Here is an 18275-nt window from a genome sequence, read left to right on the forward strand (position 1 = left end):
ATATTCAGAAGATACTTTATAATGTAAGTGGTTACAAAAAGGGGGAGTATGGATGTTTTCACTTCGGCCAATTGCTTTTGTACATAATGAAAGAAAAATGATAATGGATGATGAATGGGGAGATGTACAATCTCTTATTACATTAACGGATTCATATGCAGAAGAGAGTATACAAGGAATTGAAGATTTTTCACATATTGAAGTAATCTTTTATTTTCATAAAGTGAAAGATGAACAGATTCAATATTCGGCTAGACATCCACGAAATAATAAGGAATATCCGAAAATAGGTATTTTTGCACAGCGGGGGAAAAATCGTCCTAATCGATTGGGGGCGACAATTGCAAAAGTTGTAAGGCGAGAAGGAAAATCAATTGTAGTTGAAGGATTAGATGCAATTGACGGTACACCTATATTGGATATAAAGCCTGTTATGAGAGAATTTTTACCGAATGAAGATATTTTACAACCTGAATGGGTAACGGACCTTATGAAGGAGTATTGGAAAGGAAGCGAAGTAAAGTGAAAATATATGAAGCGACAATTGAAGATTTAGATGGAGTAGCATCAGTATTTAATAATTATCGTACCTTTTATAAACAAGAGTCGAATGTGGGAGAAGCACGAGTATTTTTGCGTAATCGCATAGAGCGAAAAGAATCTGTAATTTTTGTAGCTGTTGAAGATGGGGAGTACCTTGGATTCACACAATTATATCCTTCTTTTTCATCAGTTTCGATGAAAGAATTATGGATTTTAAATGATCTATTTGTACAAGAAGGTAAACGCGGCGCAGGTATTGGAAAAAAATTATTAGAAGCGGCTAGAATTTTCGCACTAGAGAACGGTGCAAAAGGATTAAAATTGCAAACAGAAATAGATAACATATCAGCACAGCGATTATATGCCGAGAATGGATATTTGAGAGATAATCGTTATTTCCATTATGAATTAACTTTCTAAATTCAATATTAATACAGGCGAAAATACAAACCGAACTCTATCATTCAACGTATATTACTATTGTGCAAGTTCCTGTGAATACAACGTACAATATTATTTGCGATTGCTTGTAGATTTGTATATGAAAAATAAAAAACCTAACATATTACTTTTGATTAATATGTTAGGTTTTTTTTAAATAAGGTGCTTCTTAAATTTGTGTTGTAATTCGTTTCAGAATCCAAATGACAGCATCTTGAAAGTTTTCTGCAATATAACTCGGTTCAATATGAGCCCATTTATCGCGATATGTATGTAATGCGTCATGCCCGGCACCCGTTTGAACTAAGATCGTTGTTGCATTCACATTTGCGCCAGCAACGATATCAGTCCAGCGATCGCCAATAACGATGCATTTTGTTAAATCAAGCTCATGTTTTTTTGATGCTTGCAGAAGCATACCTGTACTTGGCTTTCGACATTCGCACCCATCTCCATGTCTGTGAGGACAAAGATAGATGTCATCAAAACCAAAAGCTTCTAGTTCTTGAATAAAATCTTCTATACTTGCTTTTCCATCAGCAATACCAGGTTGATTTGTAAAGGAAAATAGTTTTATATTTTGTTCTTTTAATGCACGTAAGGCGTCTTGTGTAAATGAAAATAAGGTAAATTCACCAGGATAATGTATGATAGTATCTCCTCCGATGGTTCCATCACGATCGATAAATATTGCTTGAATGTTTGTCATAATAGTAGTTCCCTTCAACTAGTAAATTAAAAGTATTTTACAAATCGATATCCGTTTATTTCGTATCCTAATTTTTTATAGAATGGATGAGCATCTGTTCTTTGCGTACCACTTACAAGCCATGTTCCAATACAGTTATGCTCTTTAGCTAACTGTTCAGCATACTCCATTAAAATTTGTCCAATTCCTTTTCTTCTTGCTGTGGAGTCAACACTAATAATGGATACTTCCCCGTATCGTGTCACATCTTCTAAGTTCTCACGTATACGAAATCCAAGGAATCCAAATATATGATCATCTTCTTCGTAAACATATAAGAAGTCAAATGGGCTCATTTCAACAAATTGTAAGCGATTTTGCATGTCTACATAAGAAATATCAGAACCTTTTAATTCTTTTGTTAGTGAACAAAGTGCTTCTATATCGTTCACAGTTGCTTTTCGAATGTGAGATTTCATACTCTCAACTCCATCTATAAATATAAATTAACAACTCCAAATGTTAAATATTCTGTTAAAAAGTGTTTTTTCCTGCTAGTAGTACGAATATAAACATTTAATATATTAGATATATAGAATAATATTTTAAGAAGAAATATGTTATGATTTTCCTGGAGTTTATTGTAAGTGGGAAGAGGGGAAGTAATTTGTTACAGGTCAATATTCGATCAGCGGGTTATGAAGCAGGAGAAAAAACAATCCATGATATAGCATTTTCAATTGAAAAAGGTGAACTAGTTGCTCTTATTGGTGCAAATGGAGCTGGGAAAAGTACGACAATTAAATCAATGCTTGGCTTACTTGCAAATATGGAGGGTGAAATTTCGTTTGGTGAAAAAGAGAATCCGTATGCATATGTGCCAGAACACCCAACGTATTATGATTATTTAACATTATGGGAGCACATTGAATTGTTAATGGCTGCACGTGGGTGTGAAATAGGGAGCTGGGAGGAACGCGCACAGGAGTTATTACACACATTTCGAATGGAAAAGCATAAGCATGAATACTTATCAAAGTTTTCAAAAGGTATGAAACAAAAATCAATGTTGATTTTGGCTTTTTTTAACGGAACCAGACTTTTATATTATTGATGAACCGTTTATTGGATTAGATCCAGTAGCAACACGAGAATTTTTAAATTTCTTATATAAAGAAAAAGAGCGGGGAGTAGGGATTTTACTGTGTACCCATGTGCTAGATACAGCGGAAAGAATCTGTGAACGATTTTTACTTATTTCACAAGGAACGTTATTAGCAAACGGTAATCTACAAACAATTCAATCCCTAGCAGAAATGCCAGAGAGTCCATTATTAGATTGTTTTGATGCAATCGTAAGGCGGGAACAACATGATGAAACAACAATTTTATAAAAGGTTGCGTCATGAACTGAAAAGAAAATGGAAATCCATTCGGTCTGTAACTGATTGGACAATCGCATTATATTTTATCGTTCCAGTACTTGTATTTAGCGGGATTTATTATCGTTCGTTATGGACAAGAGAATTATCTGCAGAAGAACCGGCTTATTTTTTATTGGGCTTGTTTGTATTTTTCTTTGTTACATATTCAAGAGGAATGCGTTCGTTTTTTGAGCAAGCAGATAGCCTGTTTTTAATTCAGCATCCAGTTCACATGAAAAAATTAATGAAATATGGCATGGTATACACATGTATTCGAATAAGTATAACAAATATCATTGTAACGCTCATTATGTTACCTATATTGGTTAAGAGTATGGGGGCTTCTCTTTTACAAGTCGTATTATTTTGGCTGTCCTTTACCGTTTTTCGGTGTATGTTATCACTATTGGTAAGATATATAGATGTGTGTGGAGGGAAGCGCTGGGTATTATGGATTGTAAAGATTATCGTATTTTTTATGAGTTTTATTTGTTTGGGAAGTGGTCTGTTTTTAGGTTTTAAACATCCAGTATATGCAATACTATTTATCATTGTATTGATTGGAATTAGTTTGATATTGATAAAACAAAAAATGAACTATCAACGTTTCTTTTTTAAGGAAGTTGAAAAAGAAAAGGAAGAGGGTATGCGCTGGACAACGGAAATCATGCACTTTAGTGGTCAAATAACGAAGCCAAGTAATAACTCGAGACCATGGTTGTTTCCACGTTCGAAGCATATACTAGGGAAAAAATCTGATTCGCGTATTATTGAATCATTTTTTAAGGAGTATTTTCGATCAGGTGCTTCTTTAAGTTTTTATATTAAAATTATCTTTATGAGTGCAGTATCGATAAAAGTAACACCATGGTGGATTGCGCTTATTATTATTGTATTTGCCTGTGTTGCAATTGTACGTTATTCAGGGGATCAATGGAATGAATTTGTTAAAAAAATGTTTCTCCAATTATATTGTGATCAAGGGAAGTTATTATTGTTAAAAGGAAGAGCGGGAATGTCCTTGTTTGTTCCGGCTGTTTTGATTTACGGCATAGTTATACTTGGCCAGTTTTATTTATTACCAGCTATTATCGTAGGAAGCCTACTATTAATATTAATAGGCTGGATTGTATTCATACCGTAGAAAAAAGAGCCATAATGGCTCTTTTTTAGTCTGTAATTGACTGGTAAATAAAATATAAGAGAACAAAAATGCTCACGACGGAGTACATGACATCTAGAGTCATTAAAAATCCTCCTCACTATTGTTGTACTTATATTATATGAAATCTGACTATTACATATTCAAATGAAAAAAATATGAAAGTTAATAAATTTGTAAAGTGCAAAAATTAGCATCATTTTGTATAATGGAAGAAACAACCGTTATACAAATATAAGTAGTGAAAGGGGAGGGAATAAAAAATGCCAAATTGGTTTAGAAAGACGTTAGTCGCATTAATTACTGTATTTACATTTGGTTTAGTGACGCCTCCTTCTATTTTGCTTGATAATGCAAAAGCGGACAAGCCTACAACAAGGCAACAAAATTTGGAGCAGACGTCCTATACATATGAAGAAAATCGAGAGAGGTTAACCGCAGAGACCTTTGTGACCTATGCAATGCAAGAAGCTGAGAAACAATCTATGCAAAAGTTTGGTTCTAAAATTGGACCTGTCATTGAAGATGAATTTAAAGATATTATTCTACCTAAAATAGAAGAAGCAATTGCAGAGCTTACAACAGATGTACCGGAAGAGTCTTTACAATCATTAGCAATTTCACAGAAACCAGCAGGCGGCAATAACGAAAAGATTTTTCATGTATATGATACGAAAACAGGAAATGATTTACTACGTTTCCATGTAAGGCGGGATCATCCACCACAAGATGGATATTATTTTAATTTCCACTACCATCGCTTTGATGATGGATATACAGCGCATCATGAGTTAGGAGATATTTATTGGAATACGAATATGCCGCCGAAATGGCTGTCGTGATAAAAAGAACGAGGAGATGTCCTTGTTCTTTTTTGTTTTTATAAATGTGAAAATTAAAGGTGAAGCGGATCTTAACAGCGAATAGAATATGTTTAGATTTGTTCAAAAAAGAGGCTAAGGGAGTATTCATTATGTTGAAATATGTTGTATTTGATTTTGACGGTACATTAGTAGATTCACAAGATATATTTGTTCCTATTTATAATCAACTTGCTGAGAAGCATGGGTATAAAACGGTAAGTGAAGTAGAAATTGAACCTTTAAGAAAATTATCTATTCCTGAAAGGTGTAAACAGCTTCATGTACCACTTTATAAATTGCCTATATTAGCGCTAGAGTTTTATAAACTATACCAGCCAGCTATTAAAGATCTAGTCTTATTTAATGGCATGAAGGAAGTGCTAGATGAATTACATAGAAAGGGTTATGGAATAGCAGTAATATCCTCTAATTCAGAAGAGCATATTAGAGCATTTCTACATAACAATCAAATAAAAAATATTCAAGAAGTTTTTTGTTCGAAAAATTTGTTTGGGAAAGATAAAATTATCAAGAAATTTTTAAAAGAAAAAACGTTAACAGAAGCTGATATGCTGTATGTTGGTGATGAGCAACGAGATATTGTTGCATGTAAAAAAGTTGGCGTAAACGTCGTATGGGTTGGATGGGGATATGATGTGATGGAAACGATCAAAGAAGATTCTCCAAATTATATGGTAAATACACCAAATGAAATTTTACATATAGTTGAGTCTGTTCAGTGAATGACCCCTCCTTAACACTCTTACGAGTCGTTTGAAGAAGGGGCTTCCTGTTTCATAGGGTGTTGCTGCTTGAGAATCCAAGCAGTCTTACATACTCTCCACAGGCGTCGTTTGTACTGTTTGGACACAACCTTGCCCTACAGTTTCAGTCTTCAGTCGTTCTCACAAGTAATTGTTCTAACCCTTTTCTGTTGGAGTACTGTTAAAATGACAGAAAGGAAGAGAAGGGGATGCAGCAGTTTGAACCTGGTATTCATCATATTGAATTTTGGGTAGCAAATTTAGAGGAATCCATATGTTTTTATAGTAGGTTGTTCTCTATCATTGGCTGGAAACAGTTGAATGAGAGTGCATTTAGTACAGGGGAGATTGAAATATATTTCAAGGAAGTAGATGAAAAGATTGTAAGAACGTTAGGGCCGAGGCATATTTGTTATCAGGCTGTTAGTAGAACTGTAGTTAATGAGGTCGCTAATTTCTTACAAAATGTACAAGCGGAGATTATTCGTGGGCCGATTGAGACGAATCATTACTCAGATGAATATTATACTGTGGATTTTTATGATCCGAATGGGTTTGTTGTAGAAGTGGCTTATACGCCTAATGTGGAAATGTGAGGAGAGATCTTATTACCCGTTAATACGGGATAAATAATAGAGGAAAGTATAGCTTTCCTCTATTATAAGTTTAGATTGTTGTATTTTTATTTAATCTTCGTAAATGTAAGAGGCTGTGTACTTAACATAACTGGTACATGTAATTGGATTGTTTGGAATTCCCCTTTTATATCCATCTCATAAGCAAGCAACACATTCATTTCTATTTGGAATAAGTCTAATGTTGCATAAAACATATCATAATGATGGTGATGTAACCGAACTTTTAGTTCTGTGAACTGTAAATATAACTCTTCATTTTGTTTATACACTTCTAGTGTTCCATAAGCAGGGTGTTCGAATGTTCCAATATAGTCTTCTAATGCATGAGAAGGTACGGTCTCTTTTACTTGTTCTGGAAGTGATTGGTTTACTTCTTTCATCATTTTTTTCAATTGAGCGGTGTCTTCTATAGCACGCTTATGCCAATCAATTGTTTCCAATCCGAGGAGTTCGTCATAGATTTGATTTGCAAGATAACTAGGAAGTAAGGTGCTTCCGGCGTTCGTTAATATGACAAGGCCTATATTTTCTTTTGGAATAAATGAGACAAGTGCAGAAAATCCATCGATACCTCCGCTATGATGAATTACTTTATAGCCACGGTAAGAACTAATAAACCAACCAAGACCATAACTATTTACTGGTGATTCAGGGGGCGATAAAAGTGGCTGATCAGGAATTGTATTGTGCGGCGTATACATTTGTTGTAATAATTCAGAAGATAGTAATTCGTGATCTCCTGTTTTTCCTTGATTAAGATGGAAAAGTACCCAATTTGCCATATCTGCAATTGTTGAATTGATGCATCCAGCAGCTCCTACTGTATCAATATTACGGAATGGTACCTCTTTTATTTCTCCATCTTTCTCAACGTAAGGCAATGCGTAGTCATTCGTATTTTGTGAGTCTGTGACAGAGAAGTTTGTTTGCTCCATTTGAAGTGGTGCTAAAATATGTTCTTTGGCGTATTGCTCCCATGTCTGATTTGTAATGTTTTCTACAATATAGCTAATTGTTGCATACATTAAGTTGTTATATAAGAAAGCTGTGCGAAATGGTGCATCAAGTGATAAATGCTTTGTTTTTTCAACGATGTCTTTTCGAGTTAAGGAAGAGTTGTACCAAAGAGCATCATGACGACTAACGCCAGAGCGGTGGGAAGCTAAATCACGTGCTGTAATTTGGGAGCTTGCAAGTATATCTGATAAAGCGAAGGTAGGGATATAAGATTGAACAGGAGTATCCCAATCAAACTTTTTTTGTTGTGCTAATAGGCTTAAAGATAGGGTGCCAAATGCCTTGGTCGCAGATCCAATTGCAAAGCGTGTTTGAGGCGTAACCGGTTTTTTCTGTTTTGAATCACGATAGCCAAATCCTTCTGAAACAATGACTTCTCCATCTTTTATAACTGCGACAGCAGCCCCAGGAACGTGTAGATCTTTCATCATTTTTTCAATTGTTGTTTGTAATGAACTAATAACAGGAATTTCAATTTTAGACATGCTTCTAACCTCCAAATATTATTTTATACTTCCGCACTATAGTTTCTTTGGTAAAGAGTGAAATACCTCTTAAAAGATGAAAAGTTAAGAATTTTGTAAGATTCATTAAAATGGATATCCTATACTAGATTTCTGTTAATACTTACTATATTGAAATATTTTTCAATAAGTTTTACTGAGAATTTTGCATGCAGAATTATTTTTTGTATGATAAACTCCATATAGGAAATAGATGCGAAAGAGGGTTTTTCTTACATATGAAACATGCTGAATATGAATACTTAAATCTGTGTCGCCATGTGATGGAGCATGGTACAAAAAAAGAAGATCGTACAGGAACAGGGACTGTATCTGTATTTGGATATCAAATGCGTTTTGACCTTAGCAAGGGATTCCCTTTGTTAACGACAAAGCGTGTGCCATTCCGCTTAGTAGCTAGTGAACTTCTTTGGTTCATGAAAGGCGATACAAATATTCGTTATTTACTACAAAATAACAATAATATTTGGAATGAATGGGCGTTTAAAAGCTGGGTAGAAAGCGATGCGTATGAAGGGCCAGATATGACGGACTTTGGACTTCGCTCTCAGCAGGATGAAGAGTTTAAGAAACAATATGATGAGCAAATGGATTTGTTTAAAAAGAATGTACTGGAAGATGATGATTTTGCAAATCAGTATGGCTATTTAGGAGATGTATATGGAAAACAATGGCGTGCTTGGAAAACGACAGCAGGTGAGACGATTGATCAGTTAAAAGATGTAATCGAAATGATTAAGAAAACACCAGATTCTCGTCGCTTACTTGTTTCTGCTTGGAATCCTGAAGATGTGCCAAGTATGGCACTTCCGCCTTGTCATACGCTATTTCAATTTTACGTAGCAGACGGAAAGCTTTCGTGTCAGTTATATCAACGAAGCGGTGATATTTTCCTTGGCATTCCATTTAATATTGCAAGCTACTCATTGTTAACACATTTAATCGCGCACGAATGTGGTTTAGAAGCAGGAGAGTTCGTTCATACGATTGGAGACGCACATATTTACACAAATCATTTTGAACAAGTGGAAAAGCAGTTAGCGCGTGAACCACGTCCGTTTCCAACGCTAAAATTAAATCCAGATGTAAAGTCTGTTTTTGATTTTGAAATGGATGATTTAACATTAGAAGGTTATGATCCACATCCTGCAATTAAAGCACCTGTCGCAGTGTAAACGCAAAAGGAGATGAAAATATGATTATTTCATTTATGGTCGCAATGGATGAAAATAAAGTCATCGGTAAGGATAATAAATTACCGTGGCATTTACCAAGTGAATTGCAATATGTTAAGAAGACAACAATGGGTCACCCACTTATTATGGGGAGAAAAAACTATGAAGCGATTGGAAGACCACTTCCAGGAAGACGAAATATTATCGTAACGCGCAATATGAATTATCATGTAGAAGGCTGTGAAATTGCGCAGTCAGTAGAAGAAGTATTTGAGTTATGTAAAAATGAAGAAGAAATTTTTATTTTTGGTGGAGCGCAAATTTACGAATTGTTCTTACCATATGTGAACAAGCTTTATATAACAAAGATTCACCATTCATTTGAAGGAGATACATTCTTCCCAGAAATGAATATGAAAGAGTGGAAAGAAGTTTTTGTGGAAAAAGGTGTTACGGATGAAAAGAATCCGTACACATATTACTATCACATATATGAAAAACAAAAATAATCATAAAAAGATTGATGTGTATGTTCACATCAATCTTTTTATTTGGATAATAAGATAAAACTTTATGAATGAACTTTTTTGATGATATAATGGTAGAGGTTGTAAGTTTTAGTAGCTTAGGAAAAATCCATAAAAGACAGATTTATATTTATTATTTCTTTGCTTAACTAAAGGAGGAGAATCGGTTGAAAAAACTATGGGGATTGCTTTTTCTTTGCTTCACACTCATGCTAGTAGGATGTGGTAAAGAAGAAAAGCCAGCACAAGCATTTGATACATATGCAAAAGCGTGGAATAAGCAAAAATTTGCAGATATGTATGATCAATTGTCAGAAGATGCAAAAAAATCTATTTCAAAAAAAGATTTTACAGAGAAGTATGAAAAGATTTATGCGGGCATTGAGGTTAAAAATCTAAAGATAGAAACAGGAAAAGTAAAAGAGGATAAAGAAGATAAAGGGCCAGTTCCTTTTAATGTGAGTATGGATACAGTTGGTGGGAAAATTTCCTTTTCTCACGAAGCAAAGCTTGTGAAAGAGAAAGATGGAGATAAAGAATCTTGGAAAATAGACTGGACTCCAGATTTTATTTTTCCAGGCATGACAAAAGACAGTAAAGTACGTATGCAAACGTTTCAAGCGAAGCGTGGGGAGATATATGATCGTAATGGAAAAGGACTTGCAACGAATGGAAGAGCAAATGAAATTGGCATCATTCCAGGTAAACTAGGAGAGGCTGCACCACAGACAAAGGAAACAATTGGAAAGTTGCTGAATATGTCTGTAGAAGAGATAGATCAAAAGCTTGCGGCAAAATGGATTAAACCAGATTCATTTGTACCAATTGGGATTTTACAAGAAGGTGCAACGCAAAATGATTATATTTCTTTAGACGGTGTAACGACTCGACAAGTCAATGTTCGTACATATCCATTGGGAGAGGCTGCTGCTCATTTAACAGGATATATGGGGAAAGTGAATGCAGAAGATTTAAAGGATTTACAGAAAAAAGGATATCAGGCAGATGACCCAGTTGGAAAAGCTGGTTTGGAGCAAGTATTTGAAGAGAAGCTACGTGGTAAAAAAGGTGGCCGTGTCTTCATGGAGGATGCACAAGGAAAAGAGAAAAAAGAATTAGCTAAAATTGAAGCAAAAGATGGAGAAAATGTTACGTTAACAATTGATAGTACAGTTCAGGAAAAAATCTTTAACGAAATGAAGGGAGAAGCTGGTTCAAGTGCAGCGATAAATCCGCAGACTGGTGAAACAATTGCACTTGTGAGTAGCCCTGCGTACAACCCGAATGTAATAGTAAGGGGTGCATCAAAAACACAACGTGAAGCATGGAATAATGATCCGAAAAAGCCAATGACAAATCGCTTTACACAAGCATCGGCACCAGGTTCTGTATTTAAAGCAATTACAGGTGCGATTGGTCTTGAAACGAAAACAATTGATCCAAAAGAGGAATTGAAAATTGAAGGATTACAATGGACAAAAGATTCTTCATGGGGAAATTATTATGTAACACGTGTAAAAGATGCAAGTCCAATTGATTTTGATAAAGCAATGAAGTTTTCTGATAACATTTACTTTGCACAACAAGCAATAAAAATTGGGAAAGATAAATTTATGAGTGAAGCAAAGAAATTTGGATTCGATGAAAAGTTACCAATTGAATATCCATTCCCGGTTTCAAAAATTGCAAAAGATGGCATTAAAAATGATATTCAAATGGCTGATACAGGGTATGGACAAGGCCAAGTATTAATGACGCCTCTTCATTTGGCATTAACGTATGCACCGATTGTAAATGAAGGGAATATACCATCCCCACATCTTATTAAAGATGATAAACAAGTTAAACCTTGGAAAGAAAATGTGATTTCTAAAGGGAACCAAGATATATTAAAAAATACGTTAACAAAAGTAATTAATGATGAAGATGGTACAGGGAAAATTGCTAAGATTGACGGTATGACTCTCGCTGGAAAAACGGGAACAGCTGAGTTAAAAGAGTCGAAGGAAGCAGATGGAAAAGAACTTGGATGGTTCGCTGCTTTTGATGTAAATTCACCGAATATGATTGTTACGATGATGATTGAAGATGTAAAAGGCCGGGGTGGAAGTAACGTACCTGGTGAAAAAGTGAAACATGTTTTTCAAAAGTAATGCTTAGGAAAAAGCTATCTCCTTAAAAAAGGAGATAGCTTTTTTCGTGAAGATTGAATAATGAAATGTGAATATTCAATGAAATGGAGATAGGAGAATTATCTACTTACGAAAAAAAAGTAGCTATTTTTTATTGACAGAAAAAGAATGTTTTTGTATTATACTTACATAAGGTAAGTAATTTACTTTTTTATTAAAAATCTCAAATTAAAGATAATTATTAAGGGAGAGAATAAAAATGACAAAAGTACTATTTATTACAGCAAATCCAAATTCAGCAGAAGCATCTTTCGGTATGGCAGTAGGGGAATCATTCATCGAAGCATATAAAAATGAACATCCACAAGATGAAGTGGTAACAATTGATCTATTTAACACAGCTGTACCAGCAATTGATGCAGAAGTATTTACAGCTTGGGGTAAATTTGCAGCAGGTGAAGGCTTTGAAACGTTAAGCGAAAGCCAACAACAAAAAATTGCAGCAATGAATACAAACTTAGAAACATTTATGAATGCAGATCGTTATGTGTTTGTAACGCCAATGTGGAACTTTAGTTATCCACCAGTAGTAAAAGCATACTTAGATAACTTGTCTATCGCAGGTAAAACTTTTAAATATACTGAAAACGGACCAGTTGGTTTACTAGAAGGGAAAAAAGCACTTCACATTCAAGCTACAGGTGGCGTTTACTCTGAAGGACCATACGCAGCAATGGACTTTGGCCGCAAGCACTTAAATGCAGTATTAGGATTTATGGGTATATCTGATGTAGACTACCTTGCGGTTGAAGGTATGAATGCAAACCCTGAAAAAGCACCAGAAATTAAAGAAGCGGCAATTGCAAATGCTCGCGAATTAGCAAAACGTTTCTAATATAGAAAACTCAAAAATGTCCAAACGCTTGTCGTTTGGACATTTTTTCTTCTTTTTCCTTCGTTTGTCTAGTATAATGAAGGACGGAATGAGAATAAGTGGGGGTTCTATATGATTCAAACGTTTTTTAAAATCTTTTATTTAATTGTAATTGTAATTGGTATTACACCGAGATTATGGCGTATAAAACGAAAAGCACAGACAATGTCGCCACAAGAGAAAGATCGCCTCGTGTATAAAACAACAAACTGGTTTGGTAAGAAAATGGTTCGTGTAGCTGGGTCGACTGTACAAGTAAATGGAATTGAAAATGTGCCGAAAGATAAACCGGTCCTTGTTGTAAGTAATCATCAAAGTGATATGGATATTCCAGTTTTACTTGGGTACTTGAATAAACCGATTGGGTTTGTTTCAAAAGCAGAAATTAAAAAATTTCCGATTGTACCAACTTGGATGGAATTGATGAATTGTGTGTTTATGGATCGTAGTAATCGTCGTCAGTCGCTCCAAGCTATTAAAGATGGAATTGAACTTTTAAAGAATGGACATTCTATCGTAATTTTCCCAGAAGGAACGCGCAGTAAGGCGGGCGAAATGGGGGAGTTTAAAGCAGGAAGTTTTCATCTTGCTGTAAAAGCCGGAGTAGCTATTTTACCAGTAACTGTAGACGGAACATATAAGATGTTTGAGGCGAATGGAAATCGCATGAAGCCTGCTCATGCAACAGTAACCATTTCTAAACCAATTACACCTGAGCAATATGCAAGTATGGATATAAAAGAATTAACGCAGCATACGAAAGATATTATTGCGGCTCAATTACATAAGTAATAAAAAAAGTCTCAGCTTGAAAAGCTGAGACTTTTTTATGCAACAGGCAATACATAAAACAAGACGCAGAAGAACATCATTGCACTACCACCTAATACAAAAAGGTGCCAAATTGCATGGTTGAAGGGCAGCTTTTCCCAAAGGAAAAATATAGCCCCTACTGAATATAGGATCCCACCGGTTAACAATAGTGAAAATCCATGCCCGGTTAAATTTTCATAAAGTGGTTTAATAGCGACGATAATGAGCCAGCCCATAATGATATAGCACAGTGTTGACATTTTAATAAAACGGCGTACAAAGAAAATTTTGAAAATAATTCCACCGATGGCCAGTGTCCAAATAATTGCAAGTAATGTCCAGCCGAGTGGCCCTCTTAGAGTAATTAGTAAGAATGGTGTATACGTGCCGGCAATTAAGAGATAGATGGCCGAGTGATCTAAAATCGTAAATAATTTTTCTACTTTCGGGTGGTGGATGCTATGTAATAGCGTAGAAAACAAATATAGTAGAAACATGCTCACGCCGTAAACTGTAAATCCAACAATAGCAGATACAGTACCATGCTTTGATGCATGCATAATTAGTATTATTAATGCAGGAATGCTTAAAATGGCACCGATGCCATGGGTAATCGCATTGGCAATTTCCTCTTTTACGAATTGCGTCATTCGTGTTATTTTTTGAGTCATAATTTGATTCCTTTCATGTTTGATGAAGTAAGGTGTAATTTCCTTTACCATATCATATACATAAGAAATAGAAAATGAAAATTGTTTAAGTGATTATATTTTCGAATTTTTTTGACAAAAGCTAATAGATGCATTGACGTTTACAAAATTTTTTGACAAAATAAAATTAAGTGAGATTAAGGGGGAAGTCATATGCCAAATATTGGGGTTCCGGGTTTGATATTAATTTTAGTACTCGCTTTAATTATTTTCGGTCCAAAAAAGTTACCTGAAATTGGACGAGCTTTTGGGGAAACATTAAAAGAGTTTAAAAAGTCTGCAAAGGGTTTGCATGATGATACGGAAGAAAAGAAATAAATTTCACTAGGTTATTTTGTTTCTATGGTATATAGCGAGTGGGGAATGTGGTGATAAGAGTGGACAATCAAGAGATGAGTGTCATAGAGCATCTTGGAGAGTTAAGAAAGCGACTCATTATAACAGCGCTGACGTTTCTGATTTTTATTGTCATTGGCTTTTCATTTACGAAAGAAATATATAATTTTATCGTAAAAGATTTAAATATGAAATTAACTGTTTTAGGTCCAAGTGATATTTTATGGATTTATTTTGTGATTGCAGCTGTCTTTTCAATTGTATGTACAATACCAGTTGCAGCTTTACAAATTTGGTTATTTGTAAAACCAGCTCTACATAAACATGAGCGTAAAATGACAATTCTGTATATCCCGGCATTATTTCTATTATTTATTGGAGGACTTTGCTTCGGCTATTTTCTGATTTTACCATTTATTTTGCAATTTTTAATGAGTCTTGGTGATGATATGTTTCAGACAATGTTTACGACGGATAAGTATTTTTCGTTTGTGATGAATATGACAGTACCATTTGCTGTGATATTTGAACTTCCTGTCGTTACGATGTTTTTAACTAGTATAGGTGTTCTTAATCCAATAGCACTACAAAAGGTGAGAAGATATGCGTATTTTATTTTAATTGTAATTGCTGTTTGTATTACACCGCCAGACTTTATTTCTGATTTTTCAGTAGCGATACCACTTCTTGTAATTTATGAATTAAGTATTACAGCATCAAAGTTTGTGTATAAGAGGAAAATAAAAAGAGAAATGAATACAGAATCAAAAAGTGCCTCATTATAAAGGCACTTTTTTTATTTATTTGTTATACTATACTTATAACTGTATACAATATAAAGAAGAAAAAAATTATAGAATCTCCGAAATTTAGACAAACTTTTCACTAGTGTAAGTTTATACTGAAGTTATAAATCCAATAAAAAAGAGGATTGATATCGTGATTATGAAAAGTTTTTATTTCACTCATTCAACAGGGAATTGTATCAAAATATTTGAAATCCCTGTCCTACAAGCACAACACCCATTAGCATTTCTAATTCAGTCACGTCTTCAACTATTTATTGCTAAAATTCAAAAACAAAAACAACCGAGATTCTCATACTCTTTTCGCGAATATTTACAAAGTTGCTTAAAGTGGAATGATTATTCAAATGTATATCAAACAAACTCGCTTGAAAAAAATGCATAGTCTAAAATAGAGACAGAGCAAATAAGCTCTGTCATTTTCTTTTTAGACATAAAAGTCAAAGAAATTTGTCGAAAATCACTTCAAACTGTTGAAAGCATTGTGAATACTAGTATAATAACAAGGAGAGCGTATTGGAAAGGGAAGAAGTAAAATATGCAAAAAATTAAAATTGTTACAGACTCAACGGTGGATTTATCACAAGATGTGATTCAAAAATATGATATTCATGTTATTCCATTGTCGATTTCTGTAAATGGAAAAACATACTTAGATCGTGTAGATTTACAGCCGGATGAATTTATTGAAGAAATGCAAAAATCAGAAGAATTACCAAAAACATCACAGCCAGCAGTCGGATCGTTTGTTGAAATGTATGATCGTTTAGGGGAGGACGGTAGCCAAGTTCTTTCCATTCACTTAACGCATGGTTTAAGTGGGTCAGTTGCAACAGCTAATACTGCAGCAACGATGACAGATACGAAAGTTACAGTGGTAGACTCATTGTTTATTACGCATGCTTTATCGTATCAAGTAATTGAAGCAGCAAAAATGACGAAGGAAGAACGTTCTTTGGAGGATATTTTAAAGCGTGTTGAAGAAGTTCGTAAAAATACTCGTCTATTTGTAGTTGTTGATACGTTAGAAAACCTTGTAAAAGGCGGTCGGATTGGAAAAGGAACAGCTATGATCGGATCTTTATTAAACATTAAGCCAATTGCAAGTATTGATGATGGTGTATATAATCCTGTTGCGAAGGTACGCAGCAAAGGTCAAATTGTGAAAACATTGATAAAAATGTTTGAGGAAGATATAGCTGGTAAAACAGTAAAGGCGGTAGCTGTACCACATGCGAAAGCATTACCGTTAGCACAAAAAATGAAAGAAGCAGTTGAAAAAATTAGTGGATTTACACAAACGGAAATTTTTTACACAACGCCTATAATTAGCACACACACTGGTGTAGGGGCAATCGGATTTTCATATTTTGCTGAATAGAAAAAGAGCTACTTGAGGGTAGCTCTTTTTATCTTTTCATCTACAGCAACATTTTAAATGAATGAGACTATTTAGGAGTGGGGAAGAAGTTCTATTAATTAAGATGTTATAACTGATTGTAATAGACGATGATAATCGTGATGATGGCGCTTATTGAAATCATAAAGCGTCGTTGTAAATACTCCCTCATTTAATATTCCTTTCTCCTTTTATCGGTTCTTATATGAACAGAAAATCAGCAGTTCATTAAAGCCTTAGTTTATAATATGCATAAAAGGGGAAAGGGATTTATAATTTTGCGTGTTCCTTTATGGATTCTTTTTCCTCAGAGGGCATTTTTTCTGGAAAATACGTTTGACCAAGAAATAATACGTGAAGTTGTTCCCAAGGTAACATACGTAAATTCCAGTTGTTACGAAGTCGGGTAATAGCTTCTCTAGGTGTCTCATCAGCAAGTGCAAATGTACCGTAATGCATTGGAATGAAATGCGTTGCTTTTACATCTAAAAAGGCTTGCACTGCTTCCTCGGGGGAAACATGTGATACTTTCATAAACCATTCTGGTTCATATGCACCAATAGGCATTAAGGCGATATCAATAGAAAATCGGTTGCCAATTTCTTTAAACCCTTGGAAATAGCCACTATCACCACAAAAGTAAATTGTTTCATCTGTTGTGCTATTATCGATAACCCATCCACCCCAGTGGGAAGTATTCATATCAAACAATGATCTTCTTGTCCAGTGCTGCGCCGGTACGAAGTGAAATGCTACATCATTAATTTTTGTGAATTCCCACCAGTTATATTCTTCTACTCGCATAAATTTTTTTCTTGTAAATAACTTTTTTAATCCAGTAGGTACTAAGTATAGAACATCTGAATTCAATAGACGAAGTGTAGAAAAGTCCAAATGGTCATAATGACCGTGTGAAATGAGGACAATATCAATCTTAGGTAATTCCTGTAATGTAAGGCCGGGATTCGTTAGCCTCGGTACAAGCTTTATTTTCTTTGACCATACTGGATCTGTTAAAATGTTGAGCCCGTTTGTTTGTATAAGGAATGTTGAGTGACCTATCCATGTAATTGTTGTTTTTTCAGTGTTCGTTCGTAAAAACTGGCTACTCTTTACAGGTGATTGTTCTACTAGATAAGAAAAATCTTTTTTGTTTTGTTTTCGTTCTTTACGCCAACGTAAAAAAGAACGAAGTGGTTTTTTTGTACTAACATTATCCATATTTTCATAGCGCTTTGCCATGAACATCACCTCATTTAAAATCTTTGTAGTTGTATTGTATCGAAATGTTGTAAAGGAAAAAAGTGAGGGAAATTGATTAACGATTAAAAAATTGTAAAAAATAGTGTGGATATCTTTACAAAGCGAGTGACTTATTG

General features: G+C 34.6%; 20 protein-coding genes and 1 pseudogene. 16 read left to right on the forward strand and 5 right to left on the reverse strand.

The features are described 5' to 3' along the window. Window positions 1-52: 52 nt before the first annotated feature. Both BPMYX0001_RS09785 and BPMYX0001_RS09790 read left to right on the forward strand, forming a co-directional pair. Window positions 53-526 carry an SAM-dependent methyltransferase gene (locus BPMYX0001_RS09785; RefSeq protein ID WP_006094725.1) on the forward strand — a complete coding sequence of 158 codons (474 nt, stop codon included), beginning with the start codon at window positions 53-55 and terminating at the stop codon, window positions 524-526. Next, on the forward strand, window positions 523-963 hold the full coding sequence (locus tag BPMYX0001_RS09790; protein WP_018766435.1) for a GNAT family N-acetyltransferase: 441 nt from the start codon (window positions 523-525) through the stop codon (window positions 961-963). The genes BPMYX0001_RS09785 and BPMYX0001_RS09790 overlap by 4 nt, the downstream gene beginning before the upstream one ends. A 190-nt stretch (window positions 964-1153) precedes the next feature. Here BPMYX0001_RS09790 and BPMYX0001_RS09795 read toward each other — a convergent pair whose 3' ends face one another. Next, the gene (locus BPMYX0001_RS09795; RefSeq protein WP_006094727.1) at window positions 1154-1693 is read right to left on the reverse strand and encodes an HAD-IIIA family hydrolase; all 540 of its coding nucleotides are present in this window, start codon (window positions 1691-1693) and stop codon (window positions 1154-1156) included. Window positions 1694-1719: 26 nt separating this feature from the next. Next, window positions 1720-2151 carry a GNAT family N-acetyltransferase gene (locus BPMYX0001_RS09800; RefSeq protein WP_006094728.1) on the reverse strand — a complete coding sequence of 144 codons (432 nt, stop codon included), beginning with the start codon at window positions 2149-2151 and terminating at the stop codon, window positions 1720-1722. A gap of 188 nt (window positions 2152-2339) precedes the next feature. On the opposite strand from BPMYX0001_RS09800, the pseudogene BPMYX0001_RS29360 reads away from it, so the two are divergent. The 5 genes and pseudogenes from BPMYX0001_RS29360 to BPMYX0001_RS09825 all read left to right on the forward strand — a co-directional run bounded on the left by BPMYX0001_RS29360 (window position 2340) and on the right by BPMYX0001_RS09825 (window position 6481). Then, window positions 2340-3066: pseudogene (locus BPMYX0001_RS29360) on the forward strand (ABC transporter ATP-binding protein). Then, a complete protein-coding gene (locus BPMYX0001_RS09810; protein WP_018782130.1) occupies window positions 3044-4240 on the forward strand; it encodes an ABC transporter permease in 1197 nt (398 codons plus the stop codon). Before BPMYX0001_RS29360 ends, BPMYX0001_RS09810 begins: the two are co-directional and overlap by 23 nt. 281 nt (window positions 4241-4521) lie before the next feature. Beyond that, entirely contained in the window at window positions 4522-5100 is a 579-nt protein-coding gene (locus BPMYX0001_RS09815) for a YpjP family protein (protein WP_003207109.1), read from the forward strand. Between the two features lie 131 nt (window positions 5101-5231). Then, entirely contained in the window at window positions 5232-5864 is a 633-nt protein-coding gene (locus BPMYX0001_RS09820; protein ID WP_018782132.1) for an HAD hydrolase-like protein, read from the forward strand. Window positions 5865-6094: 230 nt separating this feature from the next. After that, on the forward strand, window positions 6095-6481 hold the full coding sequence (locus BPMYX0001_RS09825) for a VOC family protein (RefSeq protein ID WP_006094733.1): 387 nt from the start codon (window positions 6095-6097) through the stop codon (window positions 6479-6481). A gap of 86 nt (window positions 6482-6567) precedes the next feature. Here BPMYX0001_RS09825 and BPMYX0001_RS09830 read toward each other — a convergent pair whose 3' ends face one another. Next, window positions 6568-8025, reverse strand: a complete 1458-nt coding sequence (locus BPMYX0001_RS09830) for a serine hydrolase (RefSeq protein WP_006094734.1) — start codon at window positions 8023-8025, stop codon at window positions 6568-6570. A 257-nt stretch (window positions 8026-8282) separates the two neighbouring features. On the opposite strand from BPMYX0001_RS09830, the gene BPMYX0001_RS09835 reads away from it, so the two are divergent. The 5 genes from BPMYX0001_RS09835 to BPMYX0001_RS09855 all read left to right on the forward strand — a co-directional run bounded on the left by BPMYX0001_RS09835 (window position 8283) and on the right by BPMYX0001_RS09855 (window position 13624). After that, window positions 8283-9239 carry a thymidylate synthase gene (locus BPMYX0001_RS09835; RefSeq protein ID WP_006094735.1) on the forward strand — a complete coding sequence of 319 codons (957 nt, stop codon included), beginning with the start codon at window positions 8283-8285 and terminating at the stop codon, window positions 9237-9239. Between the two features lie 20 nt (window positions 9240-9259). Further along, window positions 9260-9748, forward strand: coding sequence for a dihydrofolate reductase (locus BPMYX0001_RS09840; RefSeq protein WP_003197378.1), 489 nt, complete (start codon window positions 9260-9262; stop codon window positions 9746-9748). 185 nt (window positions 9749-9933) lie between these two features. Further along, a complete protein-coding gene (locus BPMYX0001_RS09845; RefSeq protein WP_033798847.1) occupies window positions 9934-11919 on the forward strand; it encodes a penicillin-binding transpeptidase domain-containing protein in 1986 nt (661 codons plus the stop codon). A gap of 238 nt (window positions 11920-12157) precedes the next feature. Further along, window positions 12158-12793: an FMN-dependent NADH-azoreductase gene (locus BPMYX0001_RS09850; protein ID WP_006094737.1), complete on the forward strand. Its 636-nt coding sequence runs from the start codon at window positions 12158-12160 to the stop codon at window positions 12791-12793. A 111-nt stretch (window positions 12794-12904) separates the two neighbouring features. Further along, on the forward strand, window positions 12905-13624 hold the full coding sequence (locus tag BPMYX0001_RS09855) for a lysophospholipid acyltransferase family protein (protein WP_003197382.1): 720 nt from the start codon (window positions 12905-12907) through the stop codon (window positions 13622-13624). Between the two features lie 35 nt (window positions 13625-13659). Here the strand turns inward: BPMYX0001_RS09855 and trhA are convergent, their stop codons facing one another. Next, window positions 13660-14316, reverse strand: a complete 657-nt coding sequence (trhA, locus tag BPMYX0001_RS09860; protein WP_018766426.1) for a PAQR family membrane homeostasis protein TrhA — start codon at window positions 14314-14316, stop codon at window positions 13660-13662. A gap of 192 nt (window positions 14317-14508) precedes the next feature. On the opposite strand from trhA, the gene tatA reads away from it, so the two are divergent. The 4 genes from tatA (at window position 14509) to BPMYX0001_RS09880 (ending at window position 16878) form a co-directional block, all read left to right on the forward strand. Beyond that, window positions 14509-14673 carry a twin-arginine translocase TatA/TatE family subunit gene (gene tatA, locus BPMYX0001_RS09865; RefSeq protein ID WP_001132888.1) on the forward strand — a complete coding sequence of 55 codons (165 nt, stop codon included), beginning with the start codon at window positions 14509-14511 and terminating at the stop codon, window positions 14671-14673. A 74-nt stretch (window positions 14674-14747) separates the two neighbouring features. Further along, the gene (tatC, locus tag BPMYX0001_RS09870) at window positions 14748-15476 is read left to right on the forward strand and encodes a twin-arginine translocase subunit TatC (RefSeq protein ID WP_078211789.1); all 729 of its coding nucleotides are present in this window, start codon (window positions 14748-14750) and stop codon (window positions 15474-15476) included. 154 nt (window positions 15477-15630) lie between these two features. Beyond that, the gene (locus BPMYX0001_RS09875) at window positions 15631-15882 is read left to right on the forward strand and encodes a DUF2535 family protein (RefSeq protein WP_000605583.1); all 252 of its coding nucleotides are present in this window, start codon (window positions 15631-15633) and stop codon (window positions 15880-15882) included. 153 nt (window positions 15883-16035) lie between these two features. After that, window positions 16036-16878 carry a DegV family protein gene (locus BPMYX0001_RS09880; RefSeq protein ID WP_006094739.1) on the forward strand — a complete coding sequence of 281 codons (843 nt, stop codon included), beginning with the start codon at window positions 16036-16038 and terminating at the stop codon, window positions 16876-16878. A gap of 288 nt (window positions 16879-17166) precedes the next feature. Here the strand turns inward: BPMYX0001_RS09880 and BPMYX0001_RS09885 are convergent, their stop codons facing one another. Then, entirely contained in the window at window positions 17167-18138 is a 972-nt protein-coding gene (locus tag BPMYX0001_RS09885; RefSeq protein WP_003197392.1) for an MBL fold metallo-hydrolase, read from the reverse strand. Window positions 18139-18275: the final 137 nt, after the last annotated feature.

Source organism: Bacillus pseudomycoides DSM 12442 (assembly GCF_000161455.1).
GTDB lineage: Bacteria > Bacillota > Bacilli > Bacillales > Bacillaceae_G > Bacillus_A > Bacillus_A pseudomycoides.

What these genes read in the sequence shown, in the direction of transcription:
- BPMYX0001_RS09785 (WP_006094725.1), top strand. Translation starts at nt 53, where the DNA reads ATGTTTTCACTTCGGCCAATTGCTTTTGTACATAATGAAAGAAAAATG.
- BPMYX0001_RS09795 (WP_006094727.1), bottom strand. Translation starts at nt 1,693, where the DNA reads ATGACAAACATTCAAGCAATATTTATCGATCGTGATGGAACCATCGGA.
- BPMYX0001_RS09800 (WP_006094728.1), bottom strand. Translation starts at nt 2,151, where the DNA reads ATGAAATCTCACATTCGAAAAGCAACTGTGAACGATATAGAAGCACTT.
- BPMYX0001_RS09810 (WP_018782130.1), top strand. Translation starts at nt 3,044, where the DNA reads ATGATGAAACAACAATTTTATAAAAGGTTGCGTCATGAACTGAAAAGA.
- BPMYX0001_RS09815 (WP_003207109.1), top strand. Translation starts at nt 4,522, where the DNA reads ATGCCAAATTGGTTTAGAAAGACGTTAGTCGCATTAATTACTGTATTT.
- BPMYX0001_RS09820 (WP_018782132.1), top strand. Translation starts at nt 5,232, where the DNA reads ATGTTGAAATATGTTGTATTTGATTTTGACGGTACATTAGTAGATTCA.
- BPMYX0001_RS09825 (WP_006094733.1), top strand. Translation starts at nt 6,095, where the DNA reads ATGCAGCAGTTTGAACCTGGTATTCATCATATTGAATTTTGGGTAGCA.
- BPMYX0001_RS09830 (WP_006094734.1), bottom strand. Translation starts at nt 8,025, where the DNA reads ATGTCTAAAATTGAAATTCCTGTTATTAGTTCATTACAAACAACAATT.
- BPMYX0001_RS09835 (WP_006094735.1), top strand. Translation starts at nt 8,283, where the DNA reads ATGAAACATGCTGAATATGAATACTTAAATCTGTGTCGCCATGTGATG.
- BPMYX0001_RS09840 (WP_003197378.1), top strand. Translation starts at nt 9,260, where the DNA reads ATGATTATTTCATTTATGGTCGCAATGGATGAAAATAAAGTCATCGGT.
- BPMYX0001_RS09850 (WP_006094737.1), top strand. Translation starts at nt 12,158, where the DNA reads ATGACAAAAGTACTATTTATTACAGCAAATCCAAATTCAGCAGAAGCA.
- BPMYX0001_RS09855 (WP_003197382.1), top strand. Translation starts at nt 12,905, where the DNA reads ATGATTCAAACGTTTTTTAAAATCTTTTATTTAATTGTAATTGTAATT.
- trhA (WP_018766426.1), bottom strand. Translation starts at nt 14,316, where the DNA reads ATGACTCAAAAAATAACACGAATGACGCAATTCGTAAAAGAGGAAATT.
- tatA (WP_001132888.1), top strand. Translation starts at nt 14,509, where the DNA reads ATGCCAAATATTGGGGTTCCGGGTTTGATATTAATTTTAGTACTCGCT.
- tatC (WP_078211789.1), top strand. Translation starts at nt 14,748, where the DNA reads ATGAGTGTCATAGAGCATCTTGGAGAGTTAAGAAAGCGACTCATTATA.
- BPMYX0001_RS09880 (WP_006094739.1), top strand. Translation starts at nt 16,036, where the DNA reads ATGCAAAAAATTAAAATTGTTACAGACTCAACGGTGGATTTATCACAA.
- BPMYX0001_RS09885 (WP_003197392.1), bottom strand. Translation starts at nt 18,138, where the DNA reads ATGGCAAAGCGCTATGAAAATATGGATAATGTTAGTACAAAAAAACCA.